17 protein-coding genes are annotated in these 20,495 nt (G+C 73.1%); 10 read left to right on the top strand and 7 right to left on the bottom strand.

Annotation, left to right across the window (positions count from 1 at the left end):
* Positions 1-74 precede the first annotated feature (74 nt).
* Positions 75-602: a hypothetical protein gene (locus tag OGL89_RS02980; RefSeq protein ID WP_263118382.1), complete on the top strand. Its 528-nt coding sequence runs from the start codon at positions 75-77 to the stop codon at positions 600-602.
* 4 nt (positions 603-606) lie between these two features.
* Here the strand turns inward: OGL89_RS02980 and OGL89_RS02975 are convergent, their stop codons facing one another.
* The 6 genes from OGL89_RS02975 to OGL89_RS02950 all read right to left on the bottom strand — a co-directional run bounded on the left by OGL89_RS02975 (position 607) and on the right by OGL89_RS02950 (position 7,704).
* A complete protein-coding gene (locus OGL89_RS02975) occupies positions 607-1,542 on the bottom strand; it encodes a hypothetical protein (protein WP_263118381.1) in 936 nt (311 codons plus the stop codon).
* Positions 1,542-2,366, bottom strand: a complete 825-nt coding sequence (locus OGL89_RS02970; RefSeq protein ID WP_263118380.1) for a signal peptidase I — start codon at positions 2,364-2,366, stop codon at positions 1,542-1,544. Before OGL89_RS02970 ends, OGL89_RS02975 begins: the two co-directional genes overlap by 1 nt.
* 79 nt (positions 2,367-2,445) lie before the next feature.
* Positions 2,446-3,174, bottom strand: a complete 729-nt coding sequence (locus tag OGL89_RS02965; RefSeq protein ID WP_263118379.1) for an alternate-type signal peptide domain-containing protein — start codon at positions 3,172-3,174, stop codon at positions 2,446-2,448.
* Between the two features lie 59 nt (positions 3,175-3,233).
* A complete protein-coding gene (locus tag OGL89_RS02960; RefSeq protein ID WP_263118378.1) occupies positions 3,234-4,151 on the bottom strand; it encodes a hypothetical protein in 918 nt (305 codons plus the stop codon).
* Entirely contained in the window at positions 4,148-4,777 is a 630-nt protein-coding gene (locus tag OGL89_RS02955; RefSeq protein ID WP_263118377.1) for a hypothetical protein, read from the bottom strand. Before OGL89_RS02955 ends, OGL89_RS02960 begins: the two co-directional genes overlap by 4 nt.
* Positions 4,774-7,704, bottom strand: a complete 2,931-nt coding sequence (locus tag OGL89_RS02950) for a hypothetical protein (RefSeq protein ID WP_263118376.1) — start codon at positions 7,702-7,704, stop codon at positions 4,774-4,776. Before OGL89_RS02950 ends, OGL89_RS02955 begins: the two co-directional genes overlap by 4 nt.
* Before the next feature lie 230 nt (positions 7,705-7,934).
* Here OGL89_RS02950 and OGL89_RS02945 point away from each other — a divergent pair, with 230 nt between their 5' ends.
* The 5 genes from OGL89_RS02945 to OGL89_RS02925 all read left to right on the top strand — a co-directional run bounded on the left by OGL89_RS02945 (position 7,935) and on the right by OGL89_RS02925 (position 12,779).
* Positions 7,935-9,230 carry an MFS transporter gene (locus tag OGL89_RS02945; protein WP_263118375.1) on the top strand — a complete coding sequence of 432 codons (1,296 nt, stop codon included), beginning with the start codon at positions 7,935-7,937 and terminating at the stop codon, positions 9,228-9,230.
* 91 nt (positions 9,231-9,321) lie between these two features.
* Positions 9,322-9,612, top strand: a complete 291-nt coding sequence (locus tag OGL89_RS02940; protein ID WP_263118374.1) for a hypothetical protein — start codon at positions 9,322-9,324, stop codon at positions 9,610-9,612.
* Complete coding sequence (locus OGL89_RS02935) at positions 9,609-11,582, top strand: alpha/beta hydrolase family protein (protein ID WP_263118373.1); 1,974 nt, start codon at positions 9,609-9,611, stop codon at positions 11,580-11,582. The genes OGL89_RS02940 and OGL89_RS02935 overlap by 4 nt, the downstream gene beginning before the upstream one ends.
* The gene (locus tag OGL89_RS02930) at positions 11,579-12,169 is read left to right on the top strand and encodes a hypothetical protein (protein ID WP_263118372.1); all 591 of its coding nucleotides are present in this window, start codon (positions 11,579-11,581) and stop codon (positions 12,167-12,169) included. Before OGL89_RS02935 ends, OGL89_RS02930 begins: the two co-directional genes overlap by 4 nt.
* 160 nt (positions 12,170-12,329) lie before the next feature.
* A complete protein-coding gene (locus tag OGL89_RS02925; protein WP_263118371.1) occupies positions 12,330-12,779 on the top strand; it encodes a hypothetical protein in 450 nt (149 codons plus the stop codon).
* Positions 12,780-12,784: 5 nt separating this feature from the next.
* Here OGL89_RS02925 and OGL89_RS02920 read toward each other — a convergent pair whose 3' ends face one another.
* Positions 12,785-14,266, bottom strand: a complete 1,482-nt coding sequence (locus tag OGL89_RS02920) for a CCA tRNA nucleotidyltransferase (protein WP_263118370.1) — start codon at positions 14,264-14,266, stop codon at positions 12,785-12,787.
* Positions 14,267-14,331: 65 nt separating this feature from the next.
* On the opposite strand from OGL89_RS02920, the gene OGL89_RS02915 reads away from it, so the two are divergent.
* The 4 genes from OGL89_RS02915 to OGL89_RS02900 form a co-directional block, all read left to right on the top strand.
* Entirely contained in the window at positions 14,332-14,877 is a 546-nt protein-coding gene (locus tag OGL89_RS02915; RefSeq protein WP_263118369.1) for an NUDIX hydrolase, read from the top strand.
* A complete protein-coding gene (locus tag OGL89_RS02910; RefSeq protein ID WP_263118368.1) occupies positions 14,874-17,084 on the top strand; it encodes a DUF6049 family protein in 2,211 nt (736 codons plus the stop codon). The genes OGL89_RS02915 and OGL89_RS02910 overlap by 4 nt, the downstream gene beginning before the upstream one ends.
* Positions 17,084-18,736 carry a lipid II flippase MurJ gene (locus OGL89_RS02905; protein WP_263118367.1) on the top strand — a complete coding sequence of 551 codons (1,653 nt, stop codon included), beginning with the start codon at positions 17,084-17,086 and terminating at the stop codon, positions 18,734-18,736. The genes OGL89_RS02910 and OGL89_RS02905 overlap by 1 nt, the downstream gene beginning before the upstream one ends.
* A 93-nt stretch (positions 18,737-18,829) precedes the next feature.
* On the top strand, positions 18,830-20,495 hold a 1,666-nt coding region (locus OGL89_RS02900; RefSeq protein ID WP_263118366.1), incomplete at its 3' end, for a hypothetical protein.

The raw sequence follows: 20,495 nt of genomic DNA, 5'->3' as shown, positions 1-20,495 counted from the left end.
CCCTGACGGAACGCACGAACGGCCCCGTCTCTCACGAACGAGAGGCGGGGCCGTTCCGCGTGCGACCATCCTGGGTGACCTCGACAGCCGCCGACCTCATCACCGCCGTCACCGCCCGGGCCGCCGGGACCCCCTACGAGGTGGTCCCGACCGCCGAGGGCCTCGACCTCCGGATCCGGCTCGCCGACGCCCACTGGCACGGTCCGCTCGGCGCGGGTGGCCGACGCGTCGTGGTCCAGCACCGGGTGCGGCTGGACGAGTCGACCCACCGCCTGACCATCGTGGACGACCACGACGACCTCACCTGGTCCGCCGGGCTGCCGGTCCTGTCCGCGTCGGCCCGCACCGAGCAGTTCCAGGGCCGGACGATCCGGCGGTCCTCCGAGAAGATCTGGGGTCCGGACGGGCAGCAGGTGGTCGACTACCGCTTCTCCTCCGACGACGGGCACCGGATCATCCGGGAACCGGCCCGTGCCCTCGGCTGGAAGGAGCGGATGGGCGGCGTGCAGCTGGCCGGGATCGTCGTGGCCGGGTCGGTCGGCGGGATCCTGGCGACCGCCGGGATCGTGGTCGCGGCGCTGGTGGCCTCCGGGCGGCTCTGAGCGGTCAGTCGCGCTCGCGACGATGCACGGGCCGACCGCAGTCCGCGCACCGTCGACGGCGTCGCGCGATCAGCAGCAGCAGCCAGCCGGCCAGCAGCAGGCCGACCACGACCAGGACCGCGCCGAGCACCTGCGACCCGGTGACCGCCAGCACGCCGGAGCGGGGGGTCACGGTGGTGTCGCCCTGCATCCGGGCCTCGACCCGGAAGGTCAACGCCGTGGAGTCGGTGGCCGCGTTCAGGTGGGCGGTGGTGTCGGCGGGCAGCTCGAAGCCGAGGGTGATCCGAGCGGTCCCGCCGCGGGGCACCGCGACCTCGGCCACGGTCGGCGTCGTCCGGTCGAGCAGGGTGGCGAACCGCTCGGCGCCGGTGACGCCCGCGACGTCCCAGAACAGCTCGACGGCCTGGGCGAGGTCGGGATTCGCCGTGCCGGCCGGCAGATCCTGACCGACCGCGAGCGCCACGGTCAGCACCGCGTCCGAGGGCCCGTCGTTGCGCAGCGTGAGGGTGCGGGAGACCCGGTCCCCGGGCACCGCCACCCGGTCGCCGACGAAGTCCGCCTCGACGGTGCGATAGGTCCGACCGGTCCAGTCGACGTGCACGGTGGGCCCGTCCCACTCGGCGACGATCGCGCTGGCGACCGTCTCGGCGGCCGGGACCGCGCTCGTGGCGGTCCGGCCTGCGCTCGTGGCGGCCCGGCCCCCGCTCGACGCTGCGGGATCGCCGGTCGGCGCGGCGGACGTGGCCACCGCGCCGCTGCGGGAACCGCCCGTGGTCGGGGTGATCCCGGCGGCCGCCAGCACCCCCACGCCGCCGATCAGCAGCAGAGTGGCGAGGATCCCCGCGAGCCCGCGGCCGCGCGCGGACAGCGTGCCGTCGTCGTAGCGGACAGCCCGCGGATCGCCGGTCGCGGTGGGCAGCAGAAGGGTGCGGGCGGCCATCAGGTGTCACGTCCAACGGTCGAGGGGGCGGTCGGGGCCGGCGCGAGAACCGGTCCGGGACCGGACGGCTCCAGGCCCGCGCGGTGCCGGGCGAACGCCAGCTCCCGCTCGCGCAGCGCGAGCTCGCGGGCGTGCAGGTCGAGCTCCCGGGCGCGCAGTTCGCGGTCGTCGAGGGCGGTCGCCGCCCGGGTGGGAGAGGTCGGCACGGTGCCGGTCCGAGCCACCGGGGCCCCGCCGTCCCCGTCCGGGCCGGTGGGCAGCGCGTACACCCGGGTCCGCGGCCGCCGGGTCGAGGACCACACGCCCCAGCCGATCAGCGCGACGGCCGCCGCGACCATCAGCGTCTGCACGTGCTCCCCCGCCCACTGCCGGACCCAGCCGAGCTTGGGCACGCCGTACAGCAGCACCCCGCGCACCTGCTCCGGTGAGACCGGCGCGTCGACCGCGGTGTTGGCGTCGCCACGGGTCACCAGGCGGCAGCGGGTGCCGTCGCCGACGTCGCCGATGCTCTTGCCGACCACCCGGTGGCTGATCAGCGTCGGATCGCCCGGCTCGGGGAAGTAGCTGATCACGTCACCGACCCCGACGTCGGTGCAGACGTCGTCGCCGGTCACGCCGCGCACGACGAGGACATCGCCGGGCGCGAACGTGGGCTCCATCGATCCGGAGAGGACGGTGAGCGAGGCACCGCCGGTCAGCCTCGGCACCCCGAGCAGGGCCACGACCACGGCGATCAGGGCGATCACCAGCGCGCTGGACACCGCCTGTCCGGCGATCCGCCAGGGCGAGTCGTACCAGCGGCGAGGGCTGCGGAATCGGGCCACGGTGCTCCTCTCGGGGTCGGCGGCGCGGGGTGCGGACGGTCGGGGTGGGGGGTGGCGCGCAGGCCACCCCCCACGGTGATCAGGAGAACTGCACGCCGGTGTCGCGCACCTGCTCCAGGGTCACGGTCAGTCCGGCCAGGGTGTCGACGGCGGCGACCTGGTCCCGGTCGGCGGTCGCCTCGTCGAAGCTGCCGTAGACCACCACCGTCAGGTCCTCCGTGGTGGCGGACATCGCGAGCACCGTGGTGCCGTCGGCGTCCTCGGCTCCGGTCGCCTGGCCGGTGCCGGGCGCGGACAGGTACAGCAGCGAGGCACCGGCCGTCGTCGGCAGCGCGGTCTCCGCGACCACCAGCGTGCCCGCCTGGTAGACCTCGTAGGTGTAGGTCATCCCGGTGTTGGCCAGGCTGTTCGCCTCGGCGCCGTCCAGGGTCAGCTTGCCGACCAGGTTGTCGCCCTCGAGCGTCACGTCCGCGGAGAACGAGGCGGCGACCTTGTCCCCCGGGACGATCCGCCAGTCGGCGATGCTGGTGACGGCGTGGCCCTTCTGCGACCCGTCGGTGCCGGTCACCGTGGCGGTGGCGTCCGCCCGGTCGGCGGAGACGTCCCAGAAGCTGGTGTCGGCGGCCTGGACGATGTTCAGGTCACCGGCCGTGACGGCGCCGCCGGCGAACGTGTCACTGGCCGACCACAGGGCGAAGGTCGAGCCGCCGAGCAGCAGGGCGGCACCGCCGGCGACCCACAGCAGGCCGGTCCGGCGCCTCCTCTGCTCGGTGACGACGACGACCGGGGTCTCAGGGGTGGTGTGCATCTCGGGTGTTCCTCTCTGATGGCCCCGGACTCGGGGCAGGGGGGTTCGGGGTGCTGGACTCATGGGGCGAGGACCGGTCGGTCGCCGGTCGCCACCTGCGGGTTCAGGTTCGTGATCGCCGGGTCGATCGTGAGGACGACATCGGGTTCGGCGGAGGGGTCCGGGTAGAGCACCGCGCGCCAGGAGTCGTCGTCCCGGGCCGTGGTGCCGTCCGCCGCGAGCGCCCGGACCCAGGCGTCATTGACGTAGTCGCCGATCGGGTCGAGCGTCCGCGGGAAGGCGACCGCGCTCTCCCACGCGTCGAGGTCGTGGTTGACGCTCCCGTCCACGGCGGTCCCGGCGACCTGGACCTCGTTGGCGTAGCGCCCGTCCGGGTCGTCGTCCCAGTCGATCGCGACGCACCACTCGCTGGTGACCAGGTCGCCGGCGGGGTTGGCCCCGGCCTCCTGCACCGGGTGCTGCGTGCCGGAGTAGACCAGCACGTTGCGGTGCTCCTCCCCCTCAGGGGTGGCGGGCAGGACGGAGCAGTCGCCGCCGGCCGCGGCGGGGTAGACCTTGACCACGGACCCGGCGAGCACGGTGCCCTCCTGGGCGACCCCGGCGGACAGGTCGTGCTCGTCGCCGTCCGGGCCGACCTGCGCGGTCACCGACACGTCGGCGACCAGACCGGTGATGCCCATCGCGGCGCCGGTGAGCCGGAACCGCCAGAACACCGGGTCGGGATCGGGTCCGAGCTGGTCCAGCACCTGGGTGACCTGCGTGCCGGGCAGGGTCAGGGTGACCGCCTCGCCCGCGGTGGACACCACCCGGGTGCTCGCGTCGTGGCCGACCTGCGCGGCGAAGCTCACCGCGCCGGTGCGCATCCGCGGTTCGAGACTCTGCTGCCCGGCGGACCACAGGGCCTGGGCGACCAGCCCCCCGGCCAGGACCAGGGCCCCGCCCGCCATCAGCGTCCGCAGACCGCGCGCCCGGGTCATCCCGCTCCCCCGGTCCGCACCTGCCGGAGCTCGACCAGCACGTCGCCGGCCGACCACAGTCCCACCGCGGCGATCGGTGCGCCGTCGGTCCACACGTACTCACCGAGCACGTCCACCCGGATCACCACCGTCCAGTCGGTGGTGATCCCGGCGGCGTCGCCCGTCAGGCCCGGTACGGCGACCGTGTCGCCCAGGGCGGCGGAGCCGGTGGCCGGTGCGACCTGCGCCCCGGTGGCGTCCAGCACCGCGAAGCCGACCGCGATCCGGCCGGCCGCGACGTCCGGGGCGACCGTGGACGGGTCGGCGAACCGCACCGTCAGCCCGGCCTCGATGTTGTCCCCCCGCAGCGTCGCGGAGACGGGCTGGACCACCTCGATCACGTCGCCCGGCATGGTGAAGAAGTCCGCCGGGACGGTGCCGTCGACGATCCCCGACCTGGTCTCGGTGACGCCCGGGGTGGTCTGGCGCCAGGTGGTCGTCCCGCTCGTCAGGTCCAGGTCGCCCGCGGTCACCTGTCCGCCGCCGGCCGTGGTCCCGGTCACCCAGAGCGCCAGCGTCCCACCCAGCAGCAGGGCCACGACCAGGCCTGCGACCCCCGCGGCCGGGAGCACGCGCCGGGCGGTCACGGCGTGCTCGCCGTGGTGTCGGCCGGGATCAGCACCGCGCAGGCGGACAGCGTGCGCTGCTCGCCGATCCCCAGGCTGGCGACGGTGCCGATCACCCCGCCGGTGCCGAGCCGGGTGTCCGAGTCGGTGACCACGACGTCGGTCAGCACGGTGGCCCAGTCGTCGGCGGAGATGTTGGTGACCGTGTAGACCCAGCAGACCGCCTGGCCGTCCATCAGCCGGGCGCCGGTCAACGCGGGGGTGCCGGTCGCCTCGATCCGCTCGGGTGTGGAGCTGTCGGTCACCTCGGTGTAGGCACGCTTGGTGATCTCGATCGTGGGATCGGTGGAGAACAGGTACGGCGTGACCGAGGGGACCACCAGACCGTCGAAGTCCGGGTCGGCGGACGTCACGGTGTGCGAGATGAGCACCGGGGTGTTCGCCGGCACCTCGCCCGCGGCCGCGGTGACGGTGATCGGGTCGGTGCGTTCCCCGTCGACGGCGATCACCGGTGCGCTGGTGGACAGGGTCACGTCCGACCGGTCCACGGTGCTGGTGAAGACCAGTTCCGCGCTCGGGGACGGCGCGCCCGCGCGGATGCCGATCGTGTAGTCCTTGCCGTGCGGCTCGCCGGTGACGAGCGTGAACCTCGCCGGGCTCACCACCAGCGGGTTGGTGAAGGTGATCGCGTCGTCGGTGCTGGTCGCGGGCTGGGAGTTGCTCAGGCCGAGTGCGGACCGCACGGTGTCGGCGCCCAGCGCCACCGTGACCGTGGCGGAGTCGTCCACCCGGACGATCACGGTGAAGACCGTGGCGTCGCTGCCCTCGACCGGGGTCACCGAGACCACGCGAGGGTTCAGCCGGGCCGGATCGATGGTGTCGGCGGTCGCCGTGGCGGTGAGGGTGACGTCGTCGACGGTGAGGCTGGTGGGGTCCAGCGGCATGGTGGAGCGCAGGGTGTAGTGCAGGTCCCGGGCCAGGGTGGGGTCGTTCTGGTCGTCGGCCTGGTCGATGGTCAGCAGGGGCTGGCAGGTGCCGTCGATCAGCGCGACCCGGGAGAACTGCGAGGACGCGGTGGTCGCGCCCGCGTTCGGGTCCTGGGTCTGTACCCGCAGGCCGCCCGAGACCACGCCGGTCGTGGGGTCGACCGGCTGGGTGGCACCGTCCGGCAGGTGCGCGAGACGGGAGTCGCCCGGCAGCGGCAGGTCCACGGTCAGCGTGGTGCGCTCGTTCGCGGAGACGGTGACCGACTCCAGGTACACCTCCGCGGTGCGGGCCGCCGTCCAGTAGAGGTCCAGGGTCGCGGGGACGGCCGGGTAGCGGGCCGCGGTGATGTCCGCGCTGTTGGTCGCATCGCTGGGCGGCGCGACCTCCAGGTCGATCGTGCAGCGCTGGGCGGTCAGGTTCGCCGACTGCACGTTCGCACTGGTCCGGGCGGTCGGGTACCAGGTGTTCAGCTTCCCGTTCGCGCCGTACGACCAGTTGCTGAGCATGGTGGTCGCGTACGAGCCGGAGGCGGTGCCCTCCTCGGTCACGGTGTTGGCCTGGGTCCCGGTCGCTGTGCCGAAGGTGTTCTGCCGGACGGTCACCGCACCGGTCTGGTAGAGCCGGATCGTCGACCGGGAGGAGTTGTCCCCCCACCCGTCGAAGTGGTTCTGCTCGATCACCACACCGGAGGCGGAGACGTTCACCGCGTCCGAGAACGGGCCGTCCCAGTAGATCGCCTGCATCTGCGCGTCCCCGGCCAGGAACGTGTTGCCCGCGATCAGGCCGGAACCGGTGATGGACGTGTTCGCGGGGAGGCGGATCAGGCCGTTCATCTCCTCGCTGGCAGCCGTGACGTCGGTGAACACGTTGTCGGTGATCGAGAAGCTGCCGACGGTCGCCCCCACCCCGGCCACCCCGAAGTCGATCAGGGCCTCACCGGAGTAGATCCGCGGGTTGACGATCGTGTTGCCGGACCAGACCAGGCCGTCGACCGTCGCCGAGCGCAGGTCCAGCAGCCGGTTGTTGTTGTCCGCGGCCCGGTTGAAGTTGGTCACCGTGTTGTTCGTGAAGGTCAGGCCGTTGACCTGCTGGTTCCGCAGCTGGACCGGGGTCGAGGAGCAGCCGGTGGCGTCCGAGCCGTTGCAGGACCCGGAGAGGTTGGCGTGATAGCGGACGTTGTCGATGGTCAGCCGGTTCACCGCCGTCGCGGCGGTGGTCGCACCGTCCACGAACCCCCAGCCCCACTCGGACTCCGAGGACGCGTACCCGGTGATGTCGTAGTTGCTGATCGTGATGTCGCTCGCACCGCCCCGGACCACCACGAACCGCTCGGGGTAGTAGTTCGCGGTCTGCACCTCACCGTCGCGGATGGTCACGCGGGAGGCGTTCGGTCCGACGTAGAAGCTGGTCTCACCGGTGTAGGTGTGGTCCACCCCGATCAGCTCGATGTCCGGGCCGTTGAGGTAGAACGCCGCGGCGCCGGGTCCGTCCAGGGTGGTGACCGGCGCGGCAGTGATCCGATGTTCCAGGTCGATGACGACCGGGGCCGTCACCTCGAACACCGCCCCGCCGTCACCGCCGATCGACCCACCGGTGGCCACGCTGGTGGTCCGCATCCAGGTGGAGGTGGCACCGGTCAGGTCGATCCGTCCGCCGGCGAACGCCGGGTCCACGCCGATCCGGATCTCCCCGGCGGCCCGGTTCAGGGTGTTCGACTCCTGGATGGCCGCCCGCAGCGTGCACTGCCCGCTCGCGTCGGCGCACGCCCCGTCGCCCGGGGACGCGTCCCCGGTGGTGCCCAGTGAGTTGACCAGGAACTCCATCGCGGGCGGCGCGCTCTGTGCGGCGGTGATGCCGGTGGCGACCAGGGCCGAGGCGATCAGGGCCGCGACCGCCGACCGGGCCCAGGCGCGCGACGACGATCCCGCACGGCGGTGCCGGGGTGCGGCGGATGTCGTCATGGGGTCCTCCAGGGGGCGAGTGATCGAGCACTCGAAGCGTTGCTGTGAAACCGCATTCGTCCGTGAGGCCTGAGCGTTTTCCGAGGACGATCTGAGTGGTGTCCAGGTGGAGATCCGGGCAATCTGAGTGGGCGGACGTCCGGTCCTGTGGGTGCCGTCGCCCGGACCGGGTAAGTGCGACCCGAGATCGGACCGCTGCCCCACCACCGGGACCCGTTACCCTGACCGCCGTGCAGGTGGTCTCCGATCTGAAGCAGCTCTGGCCCCTGGTGGACTTCCGGAAGCTGCTGGTCGTCCGCCTCACCAGCCAGTGCTCCGACGGGCTGTTCCAGGCCGGACTGGCCACGCTGTTCTTCTTCTCCCCGGAGAACGCCACGACCGCCACCGGGGTCGCCGCCGCCTTCGCGGTGCTGCTGCTGCCGTTCACCCTGGTCGGGCCGTGGGCCGGCGTGCTCCTGGACCGCTGGCGTCGGCGTCAGGTCCTGCTGATCGGCAACCTGGTCCGCGCGGTGCTGGCGGTGGTGATCGGCACCGTCATCCTGACCGTCGGGGTCAACCCGGTGGTCTACGTCCTCGCCCTGGTCACCCTGTCGGTCAACCGGTTCCTGCTGGCCGCGATGTCCGCGTCCCAGCCGCGGGTGGTCGCCGGGGAGCTGCTGCTCACCGCCAACTCGATCACCCCCACCCTGGGCACCCTGTGCAACGGGCTCGGCACCGGCATCGGCCTGGGATTGAGCCTGATCCTGCCGCAGACCTCGATCCGCGACTTCGTGATCCTGCTGCTGGCCGCGGTCGTGATGGTCTGCGCGTCCCTGCTCGCCCGCCGGATCGGCCCCGACCGCCTCGGCCCCGACGTGATCGCCGGCGCCCGGCAGATCGGTCGCCGGCTCGGCACCATCGCCCACGGCTTCGCCGACGGGGCCCGTTACCTGGTCCGCCGCGGCACCCCCGGCCGTGCACTGGGCGTGATGGCCGTGCACCGCTTCCTCTACGGCGTGGTCTTCATCGCCAGCATCCTGATCGCGCGCAACCTGCTGTCCGACCCGGCCGACACCCGGCAGGGACTGCTCACCTTCGGCGTGATCGGCTCGGCCACCGGCATCGGCTTCGCCCTGGCCATCGTGGTCACCCCGATCGTGTCCCCGCTGATCGGCCCGCACTCGTGGATCGCCGCCTGCATGGTGCTCGCCGCGGTGACCCAGGCGCTGCTCGCGTTCACGGTGGCCTGGCCCGCGGTGATCGCCGGGTCGCTGCTGCTGGGCCTGGCCGCCCAGGGCGCGAAGATCGCCGTCGACACCATCGTGCAGCGGGACACCGCCGACGAGTTCCGCGGCCGGGCGTTCTCGCTCTACGACGTGCTCTACAACGCGGCCTTCGTCGGGGCGGCGGCGCTCGGGGCGTTCACCCTGCCGGACACCGGGTGGTCGCGGCCGGTGTTCGCGGTGCTGGCGGTGGCGTACCTGGCGGTCGGGGTGCTCTACCGGACCCGGGCGACGGAGCCGAACCCGGTGGGGGCCGCGGCCTGACCTGAGCGGTGCCACTCAATTCCGGGCGGGCACCACTCAGATCTGATCGGTCCGGCCCCGTCCGGGCCTGATCGCCACGACGGTGGTCGCCATGAGCGATCTCCGACTCGACGACGCCGAGGCTCGATCCGCGCAGGCCGAGCTGCACCACTGGTCCGCGCGGGTCGGTCTGGACCTGTCCGCGGCCGACTGCGGGTCGCCGCGGGTCCAGACGGCGCTGGAGTCCTGGCTGTCGTGGCAGGCGCAGGCCGGCCGGTCCCTGTCCGCCGCGCTCTGGACCGCCGGGGACGAGATCCGGCGCAGCGGCGAACTGATCGAGGACGCCGACCGCCGGATCGCGGCCGCCACCCGGTCCACCACCGGGGTCGAGGCCGCGCGATGAGCGCCTGGACCCCGGACGACCCCGGTGCCGGAGACCCGGACGCGCTGGAGGATCTGGTCCTCGGACTCGCCCACCACCTCGACACCCTGACCGAGATCGGCCAGCAGATCGGCGCGGTCGCCCATCGCACCGAGGCGACCTGGACCGGGCAGAGCGCCGACGCCTGGCGGGCCTCGGTGGCCGCCCGGCGGGCCCGGATCACGGCCCTGGAATCGCAGGAACGGCGCGGGGCGGAGGCGATCAACACCTACCTGCACACCCTGTACAGCATCCGCACCCGGGCGCAGAACGCCCACGAGGACCTCGCGGACGCCCAGCGTGCGCTCCAGCGCGCCGAGGACGCCTGGCATGCGATCCAGCGCCAGGACGATCCGGACCAGGACGACCGGCGCCTGGCGCTGCTCGCGGTCCAGCGCTGGGAGCAGGAGGTCCTGGACCACCGTGCCGTCCTGGACCGCCTCGGCTGGGAGCGACAGAGCCTGGACGACGCGATGATCGCCGCCCTCCAGGCGGATGTCTCGCCGTTGTGGTCCGGGGCGGGGCGACTCACCAGTGACGCACCGGTCGACCTGCTCGCGCGCTCCACCCCCGCGATGGCGGAGTGGGTCCAGACGCTGCCCGACGGCGCACCAGGGGACGCCGCGGCACGGTGGCTGGCCGAACAACTGACCGCCGAGCAGTTCGAGGCGTTGCTCGCCGCGTGCCCCCGACTCGCGATCCGGCTGATGCGGACCGACACCACCGGTGCGCTCGCCGCCCGGTACCCGCAGCTGGTGGCCGCGATGCGGATCCGGGACACCGACCAGCGGATCGCGGCGATCGTCGCGGCCACGGCGGGACTGGACGCCGCCGAGCTGGCGATGCTGTCCCGGCTCCACCCCGGCCTGGTCGGCAACCTGGACGGGATGCCGTTGCAGACCCGGATCGACGCCAACCGGATCGCGGTCATCGCCGCACGGACGGAGGCGGACGACCGGATCGCCGCGCTGCTGGAGCTGATCGAGGCCGGCGAGGGGAACCACCAGACGTCCGCGTTGCGCGAGCGGGCCGAGCTGCTGACCGAGCTGAGCGCGGTGCAGGTGAGCCGGGCCTGGTACGACGGGCTGCTGACCGAGAAGGTCGACACCATCGATGCCGACGGTCGACCCGTCATCGTCACCGGGCACCAGCTCGTGCTGTTCGACCCGGCACTTGGGCAGTTCGGGGAGCTGGTGGGCCATGCCGGTGCCCCCAACGTCGCGGTGTTGCTGGGCGGGACCGGGACCGAGTTCGGGAACATGGACAAGCAACGGGCCCGTGCTTGGGATTTGGTCACGGACAACGGCAAGAGCCTGGCCGTGATCACCTACCTCGGCGGTCCGATGCCGCCCGAGCTCTACCAAGCACCCCTGTCGATCTACGCGACGTGCATCGCCCCGAAGCTGGCGTCCTTCGCCAACGGGGTACGGGCGGTCACCGGCGCCACGATCACCGTGGCCGGGCACTCCTACGGCGGCTCGGTGGTCGGCGCCGCCGAAGCCAAGGGCATGGTCGTGGACCGGATCGTGCACATCGAGTCCGCCGGCGCCGGACCCGGGGTGACCTCGATCCAGGACTACGCCGCCCCCGACACCCCCCGCTACTCCATGACCGCCCCCGGCGACTTCATCGAGCTGACCCAGGGCAAGAACGGCGGCATCCTCGGCCACGGCGCCGACCCCGACCGGCTCGCCGGGATCACCCGCCTGGAGACCGGCCGTACCGATCGCACCGACCCGACCAGCCCGATCCTCCAGGGCTTCGACTCACACAGCAAGGTGTTCGACACCCAGACCGACGCGTGGCAGAACATCGAGCAGGTGATGACCGGTGGGCAGGTCTCGGTGTGGACCGACCGGCGGGACGCCGTCGCCCTCGGCCTGATGGACCCGCAGTACGAGCACCCGATGCAGGACCCCGCCTTCACTCCGGCCACCCGGGACGTGCCGTGAACGCGCGGCGCCGGGTCGTGGCCGCACTCGCCGTGCTGGCGCTGCTGCTCACGGGGTGTGCGCACCGCCCGTCGGCGCAGGTGCGGTATCGGGACGCGAAGCGGGTCTACGACTACACCACCACTCTGGCCGACGCGGTGGTCGCACATGCGCGGGAGGTCTTCCCGGAGCTCACCTTCGACCTGAACTACACCCAGAAGTTCGACGACGACTGGATTGCCTGCTCCGGTGCGACCAGCAGCCGGACGGAAGCTCCCGAGACCATCCAATGGATCCCCGACCGCCAGCTGATCGTCAGCCCGGCCGAGCCACCCGGCACCGTCCACCTCGTCGAACCCATCGCCCAGGCCTTCCTCGACCACGGGTGGACCATCGACCGCGACCAGCTCGACTACCGCGTCAGACCCTCCCTGCAGATCAGCAAGGACGGCGTCGCCATCCGGTTCAGCCCCACCGTCACCGACGACCTCACCGACGATGGCCCGTTCTTCCTCAAGATCTTCGTCATCGGCCCCTGCCAGTTCTCCCCCGACGACTTCGCCGACTTCGACCCCGCAGACCCCGACGCCTACTTCACCGATGACTGAACGGGACCCGAGACCCACCATCCGGCCCCGAGGTCGGATCCTGGCCGCAGCGGTGGCGCTGGCCCTACTGCTCACGGGGTGTGCGCACCGCCCGTCGGCGCAGGTGCGCGATCGGGACGCCGAACGCACCTACGACTACACCACTACCCTCGCCGATGCCGTGGTCACCCACGCCCGCGAGACCTTCCCCGACTTGAACTTCGACTTGAACTTCGACCAGCGGCGGGACAACGACTGGTCTGCCTGCGCCGGTGCAACCAGCACCTGGACGGAAGCTCCCGAGACCATCCACTGGACCCCCAGCCGATTCCTCACGGTCACCCCGGCCGAGCCACCCGGCACCGTCCACCTCGTCGAACCCATCGCCCAAGCCTTCCTCGACCACGGGTGGACCATCGACCGCGACCAGCTCGACTACCGCGTCTCACCCTCCCTGCAGATCAGCAAGGACGGCGTCGCCATCCGGTTCAGCCCCACCGTCACCGACGACGACACCGACGATGGCCCGTTCTTCCTCAACATCCACGTCATCGGCCCCTGCCAGTTCTCCCCCGACGACTTCGCCGACTTCGACCCCGCAGACCCCGACGCCTACTTCAGCGACGACTGACCGTCTCAGCCCTGCTGCCGCTCGCTCCACCACGCCAGCAGCGCCTCGCGGGCCGCTTCCTCGCCCAGGGGGCCGTGTTCCATCCGCAGCTCCAGCAGGTGCTGGTACGCCGCACCCACCTCGCGCCCCGGCGGGATGCCCAGGATCGCCATGATCTGCGAACCGTCCAGGTCGGGCCGGATCGAGGCCAGCTCCTCCTGCTCGCGCAGCTCCGCGATCCGCTGCTCCAGGTCGTCGTAGGCCTCGGACAGCCGCCGGGCCTTGCGCTGGTTGCGGGTGGTGCAGTCGGACCGGGTCAGCCGGTGCAGCCGCTCCAGCAGCGGACCGGCGTCGGTGACGTAGCGGCGCACCGCGGAATCGGTCCAGGCGCCGTCGCCGTAGCCGTGGAACCGCAGGTGCAGCTCGACCAGCCGGGACACCTGCTTCACGGTGTTCTTGTCGAAGTGCAGCGCTCGCAGCCGCTTGGCGGTCATCTTGGCGCCGACCACCTCGTGGTGATGGAAGCTCACGCCACCGCCGTCCTCGAACCGGCGGGTCGGCGGCTTGCCGATGTCGTGCAGCAGGGCGGCCAGCCGGAGCACCAGGTCGGGGCCGGGCACGGCGCCGTCCGGGCCGGTCTCCAGCGCGATCGCCTTGTCCAGCACGGTGAGCGAGTGCTCGTAGACGTCCTTGTGCCGGTGGTGCTCGTCGATCTCCAGCCGCAGCGCCGGCAGCTCGGGCAGCACCCGGTCCGCCAGACCGGTGTCGACCAGCACCCGCAGGCCGGCACGGGGGTTCGCGGACAGCAGCAGCTTCACCAGCTCGTCGCGCACCCGCTCGGCGGAGACGATCGTGATCCGCTCGGCCATGTCGGTGGCGGCCGCGAGCGCCGCGTCGTCCACGGTGAAGCCGAGCTGGGCGGCGAAGCGGGCGGCGCGCATCATCCGCAGCGGGTCGTCGTCGAAGGACTGCCGCGGGTCGACCGGTGTCCGCAGCACGCCGCGCGCCAGGTCGCTCAACCCGTCGAACGGGTCCACGAAGGTGAGGTCCGGCAGCCGGATCGCCATCGAGTTCACCGTGAAGTCCCGGCGGGACAGGTCGCCGTCGAGGGTGTCGCCGAACGCGACCTCGGGCTTGCGGGAGGCCGGGTCGTACGCGTCGGTGCGGTAGGTGGTGACCTCCACGACCACGTCGTCGCCGCGACCGCGTCCGTGCCTCTGCGCGCCGATGGTGCCGAACTCGCGGCCGATGTCCCAGTGCGCGTCGCCCCACCGGGCCAGGATCCGCTCCGACTCGTCCGGGGTCGCGGAGGTGGTGAAGTCGAGGTCCGCGCTGGCCCGGCCGAGGAACGCGTCACGGACCGGGCCGCCGACCAGGGCGAGCTCGTGCCCGGCGGCGCGGAACAGCTCACCGAGCTCCAGCGCGGCGGGGGCCAGCTCGGCGATGACGGTCAACGCCCGCTTGCGCAGGGTCGCCAGGGAGTCGTCGGGGTTCTGAGGGTCGGACACGGTGTCCAAGCCTGCCAGATCGCCGCTCCCGCCTATTGCCGAGGTGGCTTGGCTACAGTGGCCGCATGCCCGAGCCGACCCGAGCCATGCCCCCGGCCGGCATCCCCGCGCCCCCGGGCGGTCACGCGCTGCGGATCGACCCGCGCGGCACCCGGTCCCGCGGGACCCTCCCGGTGGTCGAGGAGACCTCCGCCGGTGGCCTGGTGGTCCGCGTCGCGGGCGGCGTGCACGTGGCGGCGGTGATCGCCCGTCGCAACCGCGCCGGTCGCCTGGAGTGGTGCCTGCCCAAGGGTCACCTGGAGGGCACCGAGACCACCGAGGAGGCCGCGGTCCGCGAGATCGCGGAGGAGACCGGCATCATCGGCACCATCGTGCGGCGCCTCGGGGTCATCGACTACTGGTTCACCGGCGACGACCGCCGGGTGCACAAGATGGTGCACCACTATCTGCTCGGCGCCGTGGGCGGCGAGCTCACCGTCGAGGACGACCCCGACGGTGAGGCGGAGGACGCGGCGTGGGTCCCGGTCTCGGAACTGCCGTCCCGGCTGGCGTACCCGAACGAGCGTCGACTGGCCGAGACCGCCTCCGCGGTGCTGGCCGGCGGGGCATGAGGCAGGTCGCCCCGAGGCGTCGCAGGTCGGCGCTGCTGCTCACCGTGCTGGTCGCTCTCGGACTGGCCGGCCTGGTCGCCGTCCCCGCGAGCGCCGCGCCGTCCAGCGACGATCTGCCGGTGGCGGTCAGCCTGACCGCGATCACCCCGCAGGTGCTGGACCCGGGCGAGGACCTGACCGTCACGGTCACCCTGCGGAACAACGGCGACGAGGAGATCACCTCCCCGCGGGCGTCGGTCCGGATCTACCGCTACCGGATGTCCACCCGGGAGCAGCTGGAGCAGTGGGCGAGCAGCACCGACAGCGGACCGTACGGCGACGTGGCCGCCACCCAGACCCTGGACACCCCGATCCCGCCCGGCGGGACCGCCTCGGTCACGATCACCGTCCCGTCCCGGTCCATCGGGCTGTCGCGCACCTCCGACGCCTGGGGGCCCCGTGGGCTGACGGTCGACGTCGGCGACGGGTCCAGCCGGGTCGGGATCGAGCGCAGCTTCCTGCTGTGGAACTCCGACGCGGAGGTCACGCCGACCCAGGTCAGCGTCCTGACCCCGATCACCGGGCCGGCGGTCACCCCGACCGCCGCTGAGGACGAGGGCGTCGAGCCAGAGCCCACGCCCACCCCGACCGCCACCGCAACGACGGGCGCGACGGGCGCCCCGACGGCGTCCGCCACCGAGACGCCCGCCGACACCCCCACCGCCGATCCGACCGCCGACTCGGGGAGCACCGACAGCGGCCTGGACGCCCTGACCTCCTCCGGCGGGCGGCTGAACCGGCTGCTGCAGGCCACGGCCGAGCACGAGTCGGTGTCCTGGGCCGTCGACCCCGCCCTGCTCCGCCAGGTGAGTGCGGGCAGCCGGGCCGACCGGGCCTGGTCCGACGCCCTCACCACCGCCGGCGCGGACCGCGAGGTGCTGCGCCTGCCCTGGGGGGATCCCGATCTCGCCGCGCTGGCGCACTCCGGCCGTTCCGGCAGCACCGACCTGCTCAGCCAGGCGCTCACGTCGTCGACGGCCGCGACCGACGAGCTGCTCACCGGTTCCAGCAGTCTGCTCTGGGGCTCGAACACCGTCCTCGACCAGGACACCGCCGAGCTGGCCGCCGCGCAGGGCGAGGGTGCCGCCCTGGTCGCCGGCACCGGGTCGATGCCCTCCTCCGACTCCGGCACCGCCTCGGCCCCCGCCACGGTGCAGACGGACGGCGGCGCGGTCACCGCGCTGATCCCGGACACCCAGCTGTCGGAGCTGCTCACCGACCCCGACGCCGTGCAGGCCGGGAGCAGCCCGGCCGTCGCCGCGCAGCGGATGCTCGCCGAGACCGCCGTCATCGCCCGCGGCGACGACTCCGGCGGCAGCTACGTGCTGATCACCACCCCGCGCGACTGGAGCCCGCAGAGCAGTGCCGCCGACGCGCAGCTCACCGCCCTGGAGTCCGCGCCGTGGGTGCAGAGCACCTCGATCAGCGAGCTGGTCGCGGCCCAGGCAGCCGGGGAGGTCACCGGCAGCACCCGGGCCGACCTGCCGCAGACCGAGCGGGACAGCGCCGAGCTCACCCCCGCCTGGGTGAACGCGCTGGCCACCCAGTGGGAGTCGGCCGAGGACTTCGCCAGCGTGGTCGAGGACCCGACCACGCTGCTGCGCGGACTGGACACCGATGTGCTGGCCCCGTTGTCCGTGGCCTGGCGCGCCGACGCCGACGGCCGGGCCGCCGCGGTCGAGGCCGCGATCGCCCAGGCCACCGCTCGGCAGAGCGGGCTGTCCGTCCTGCTCAACGAACAGTTCACCGTCATCAGCTCGTCCTCCCAGATCACCGTGAACGTGCGCAACGAGCTCGATCAGGACGCGACGGTCCGGGTCGAGCTGCGCCCGCAGAAGGGCTGCCTGGAGACCACCCGATCGCCGCTGGTGCCGGTCGCCGCCGACTCGGAGACCCCGGTGGTCCTCACCCTGCGTGCCACCGCCAACTGCGACGTGGACGTCGACGTCTCGCTGATCGCCGAGAACGGCCGGGAGCTGTCGACGCCGCAGACCATCTCGCTGCGGGTGGCGCCCACGATCGAGAGCGTCGGCACCATCGTGATCGGTGCCCTGCTCGCCGCCGGACTCGCATTCGGCATCTACCGCACCGTGCGCCGCGGGCAGACCACACGCCGGGGGGCACGAGTGCTGGCCGAAGGGTCGGCGGAGACCACGAAGGACGACTGATGAGCCAAGACGCCCCCGACCCCGCGAGCGCGTCGACCGAGGAGGCAGCGGCCTCGACCGTCCGGCTCGGGCGCGCGTCGGCGATCATGGCCTCCGGCACCGCGGTCTCCCGGCTGTTCGGCGTCCTGAACATCACGTTGCTCGGCGCGGCGATCGGCACGGTCACCAACGTCGCCGACGCGTTCTCGGTGGCGAACAAGCTGCCCAACACGCTGTACCTGCTGATCGCGGGCGGCGTGCTCAACGCGGTGCTGGTCCCCCAGGTGGTCCGGGCGTACCGGCGTCCCGACGGGCAGACCTACGTCGACAAGCTGCTCACGGTCGGCATCGTGTTCCTGGGCGGACTCACCCTGCTGCTGACCATGACAGCGCCGCTGTGGGTCCGGGTGTACTCGGACTACGCCGATCCACGCACCACCGCGATCGCCACCGCGCTGGCGTTCTGGTCGATCCCGCAGGTGTTCTTCTACGGGCTGTACTCCCTGCTCGGCCAGGTGCTGAACGCCCGGGGATCGTTCGGGCCGTACATGTGGGCACCGGTGGTCAACAACCTGGTGTTCATCAGCGGCATCCTGCTGTTCTCCCGGCTGTTCGGCAGCGTCGAGCAGGCCACCGACCTGGACACCTGGTCCACCGCGCAGACGGTCGTGCTCGGCGGGTCGGCCACGCTGGGGATCGTCGCCCAGGCGCTGATCCTGCTGATCCCGCTCTATCGCAGCGGCTTCCGCTACCGCCCGCGCTGGGGACTGCGCGGTTCCGGACTGGGCTCCGCCGGACGGGTCGCGAGCTGGACCTTCGCCGGGCTGCTGGTCGGACAGGTCGGCGTGTGGGCGATCAGCGTGGTCGCCAGTGCGGCCGGTGGCGACGGGGGCTCGGCCGGCAACGCGATCTACGACCGGGCGTTCCTGATCTTCATGCTGCCGCACTCGCTGGTCACGGTGTCGCTGGCCACCGCCCTGTTCACCCGGCTGTCCGCCAAGGCCGCCGCGGAGGACGTCCCGGGAGTGCGTGCGGACCTCTCGCTGGGCCTGCGCACCGTCGGCCTGTTCACCGTGCTGGGCACCACCGGCATCGCCGTGCTCGCCTATCCACTCAGCCGGCTGCTCATCGTCGGCCAGCCGGACGCCGCGGTGCACGCGCTCGCCCAGGTGGTCGTCCCGATGGTGCTGGGCCTGACCGGCTTCGGCGTCTGGTCCCTCTGCCAGCGGATCTACTACGCCTATCAGGACGCCCGGTCGATGTTCCCGATCCAGGTCCTGATGGCCGCGATCGTGGTCGCCGGCACCGTGCTCGGCCGCTTCACCCTCGACCGGACGTCCTGGGTCGCCGCGGCCGGTGCCTCGATGGCGCTGTCGTACTGGATCGGGGCCGCGGTCGCCGTGGTGCTGATCCGGCGGCGACTGCACGGCATCGACGGCCGCCGTGTCCTGCAGACCCACGTGAAGGCGCTGATCGCCGCCGTGCTCGCCGCCGCGGCGGGCCTGGGGCTGCTGGCCGTCCTCGGCCCGGTGCAGAGCTTCGCCGACGCCCTGCTGGCCTGCGTGCTGGGCGGTGCGCTGATGTCCGGGGTCTACGTCGGAGTCCTGGTGGCACTGCGCGTCACCGAGCTGCGGTCCGCCGTGGCCCCGTTGCTGCGACGGCTCAAGCGCTGATCGCCCGGCCGCGCCGCCCCGCCGCGCACGGGTCGGCTGGCTAGCATGGACGGGAACGACCACCCTGCACCGAGCACACCGAGGAGGACCCCCGTGGCACAGCAGCGCCCCGGCACCTCTCCCGGCGGCGCCCGTCGGGGGTCGACCGGGACGACCGTCGGCGGCCGCTATCGGCTGGTGCGACCGTTGGTCCCCGACGTGCCCGGCGCCGAGCCCTGGTCGGCCACCGACACCATCCTGGACCGCCCGGTCCGGGTCGATCTCCTCACCGGACCGCGCACCGCCGCAGCCCTCGACGCCGCTCGCCGGGCCGCCCTGGTCACCGAGCCGCGGCTCGCGCGCATCCTGCAGGTCACCCAGGACGGGGATCTCGGCATCATCGTCACCGGGGAGGTCGAGGGCCGCTCGCTCGCCGACCTCGCCGCCGCCGGGCCGCTCGCACCCGACCAGGCCCGCGCCGTCGTCGGTGAGGTCGCCGGAGCGCTCGAGGAGGCGCGCCGCCGCGGCCTGCACCACCTGGCCCTGCGGCCCCGCTCCATCGTGATCACCCCCGCCGGACGGGTCACCCTGCGCGGACTCGCGGTCGAGGGAGCCCTGCTCGGACTCGCCGACACCCGTGCCCATGCCGCCAGTCGGCGTGACGCCATCGATCTGATTCGGGTGCTCTACGCGGCGCTCACCGGCCGGTGGCCCGCCCCGCCGACGACGACCGGCGCTCTGCCGACCTTCGCCGAGTGGCAGACGCCCGGCGCGGACGACCCGCTCACGGAGCCCGATCCGGGTCTGCCCGCCGCGCCCACCCTGGGCACCGCGTCCGCACCGCCCACCGAGGTCGTCCCCGGTGTCCCGGCCGACCTCGACACCCTGTGCGCCGTCACGCTCGGACCGCACGAGGACGGCCCGCACAGCCCCGGCGAGGTCGTCCGCGAGCTGGAGCCGTGGCGACCGGTGCACGCGCAGGAGCTCTTCCATGCGGCGGACGCCGGGCGGTGGCCCTCCGTGACCAGCGCGTCGGGCGGTCCGGGTCGGAGCGGTGCGGGCGGTGCGGGTCCGGTGGGCGCGAGGCCGACCGGGGCGAGCTCCGGGGGTGCGGGCGGCTCGGCCGGCTCGATCGGTGCGGCCGGTGCGGCCGGCTCGATCGCTGCTGGCGTGGGCGCGACTGCAGCCGCGACCGGCGCCGCTGCCACGGGCGCGGATGACGCCCCCACGACCGAGACCGCCCCTGGTCGTCCGTCCGACCCTCCCGCGGCGGGCGAGCCCGACCTGTCTCGATCGGACCCCGCTCCGGCCGAGACCGCCCCCACGACGGACAGCCCGTCCGACGCGCAGGAGCCCCCTGCGTCCCCTGCCGGCGCGCCCTCGGCCCCGGCGGACTCCGCCGGTTCCACGGGCGGGGCCACGGTTCCGGCTGCTCCCCCGGGTTGGTCCTGGCCGGTCGCCGACGCCGCCCCCTCGGCCCCGAGCGGTGGCACCCCGGCGGGCGCCCCGAGCTCTGCTCGCTCCTGGCCGTCCCTGCGCAGCACGGCCGGGCCGACGGACGGATCGACCATCACTCCCCGCCCGGCGCAGGCCGCCGGGGACGACCCCACCGACGCGGCCACCGGTGCCGACGCGGTGCCGACCGAGACCGCGACACCGCCTGCGGCATCCACCACGGAGCCGGCTCCCGCCGAGCCGGCGCAGGCCGTTGCTACTCCCACCAACCCGACTCCGGCTGAGCCGACCCACACCGCATCGGCCCCCACCGAGCCGATGCCAG

Origin of the sequence: Cellulomonas sp. RIT-PI-Y (assembly GCF_025642745.1) — a bacterium.
Taxonomy (GTDB): domain Bacteria; phylum Actinomycetota; class Actinomycetes; order Actinomycetales; family Cellulomonadaceae; genus Cellulomonas.
The sequence above is the reverse complement of the archived record's forward strand: the minus strand, read 5'-3'. Positions and strand labels throughout refer to the sequence as shown.